Here is a 1,906-nt window from a genome sequence, read left to right as displayed (position 1 = left end):
GAGATGTTGGATATTGGTTCCAAATTTTGAAAGTCTTTATCTATTGTAAATCTTTCATGGTTTCCTAATTTTCCCAACAAGTTTTTGCTTTTCATCGTATGATTAGAGTATGTGAGGGCATTATCAATGATAGAAACAATCTCTTGACCGGATTTTTCTCTTAGAATAAAATACAAGTCATAATAGTCTCTAAATGCACTTCTGCGCAGCATTGTTTCCATTTTTAGGGACGCAATAGTACTTGAATCTGCTAATTGCAAGTTATTCATATACAGCACGGTATGAACAATTGGTTCTCGTTTTTCTGCCGCATAAAATGAAAGTTTCACACCGCCGTCTATTAGAAATAGCACCTGATTACTATCCAAAATATCTATGGTATCAATGCGATGTTTTTTGTCGTTCAATTCTTTTTTTATTGCTTTGATATCGACTTCCATTTTTTCATTTTTAGTTTTTTGCCAACGCATAAAGTCCAAATCTTCACTCAAACGATGTTTTATTTGAAGCGACAAGGCTGTGCCGCCAACCAAAATATAGGGCTTGATTGTCTCCAATGTTGAAATTGATTCAAGTATTGTTTTTGTTTTTGCTACAAGTGCCTTATCCATCATGCAAATTGATTTATGTTACGTGTTTCTATCCGTTTCAAATAGGGGATAGGGTGCTTAATATCGAAATAGAGGTTTGCAAAGCAGATATTCATATTTCGTAAATATTCGCCCTGTATTGCCACCTCTGCCAACCAAACCTTTTTGACCAAACTTTTTGGATATATTTGAAACAACCTATCAGTATCATCCAAATCCAAATGAATGAGGACAAATTTTATCAAGTTCCAGTCAGATATTGTTTGACAGGAACTTTTGTCATACGACCAAAAAGCATGGTGTTCATGCAGTCGCTTGAGTAATTCCGATTTTATTTGTTCTTTGTTCATTTGCCGACTAAAAAATTTGTCATTGCGGGCTTGACCCGCAATCCCTTGTTTTACATCGCTCTGTCGCCCAACATTCGGCTCCTTTTCAGGGGATTGCGGGTCAAGCCCGCAATGACAAAGCCCTGTTTGCTCCGCAAAGGTAAACAAATTATTTGGTTTTCACGAACGAGTAGAAAAATACAGTCGCTTATACAAATGTATTTTCTACTTTACGGCTATATTTTAACTGAAAATACACCTAAAAACACATCTGCATTTCAATAATTTAAATACATTTGTATTCCTGCTTCTGTATGATTAACATTTATTCACAACCTTGTTTTATTGCATTGTAATTTATTGAAACTCAGTAAATTAGGCATATTCATTAAACCAAACCTTGAATAGGGTAGGGGAGTGAATATCATTAAAAGCCATATACCGCTGATTGGCTACTCTGAAATGTTAAAATTAAAAACATAAACCTGTAATTCTCAGTAAATTATAGATAAAAGTTAAATTTATTTTTGAGCAAGCATACACTGTAAACATGCTTAATATACCACAGTAAAATACAATTGCAAACACAATTGCATTTGCATATTTCCTATAAAATAAAATATTATTGCAATTGTAATTTGCAAGTGTAAAAAATAATCCATACCTTTGCACCGCACAAACATATAAATGTTCAGTACAAATGAAAAATCGAATAAAACAAATCATGGATAGCGGCGGATTTACGCCCGCTACCTTTGCAGCGCACATCGACGTCAATCCGCAGACGATGACGGCAACCATGAAGCGCAACGAAAACGCAAGCACGCCCATCCTACAGGCAATCCTGAAAAAATACAAAAACATCAACGCCGAATGGCTGATGCTGGGAGAGGGCACAATGTACAAAAACGACACCCGACAAACGCAACTATTCCCCGATGCTGCCACACCAACAGCCCCTACTCAACGCCCACAAGCCCCCGAACA

At 36.3% G+C, this 1,906-nt stretch carries 2 protein-coding genes and 1 pseudogene; 1 reads left to right on the top strand and 2 read right to left on the bottom strand.

All coding sequences use genetic code 11. The features are described 5' to 3' along the window. On the bottom strand, positions 1-614 hold a 614-nt coding region (locus ASC50_RS06350), incomplete at its 3' end, for a nucleotidyl transferase AbiEii/AbiGii toxin family protein (protein ID WP_226995442.1). Continuing rightward, positions 611-1,087 (bottom strand): hypothetical protein, encoded by a 477-nt coding sequence (locus ASC50_RS06345; protein ID WP_055431112.1) that lies wholly within the window; start codon positions 1,085-1,087, stop codon positions 611-613. The genes ASC50_RS06350 and ASC50_RS06345, both read right to left, overlap by 4 nt. A gap of 532 nt (positions 1,088-1,619) precedes the next feature. Here ASC50_RS06345 and ASC50_RS06340 point away from each other — a divergent pair. Beyond that, positions 1,620-1,906, top strand: a pseudogene (locus tag ASC50_RS06340) (hypothetical protein); the annotation flags it as partial.

The organism is Candidatus Symbiothrix dinenymphae (assembly GCF_001431085.1).
Note: the sequence above shows the minus strand (reverse complement) of the source record. Positions and strands in the feature narration are given on the sequence as shown.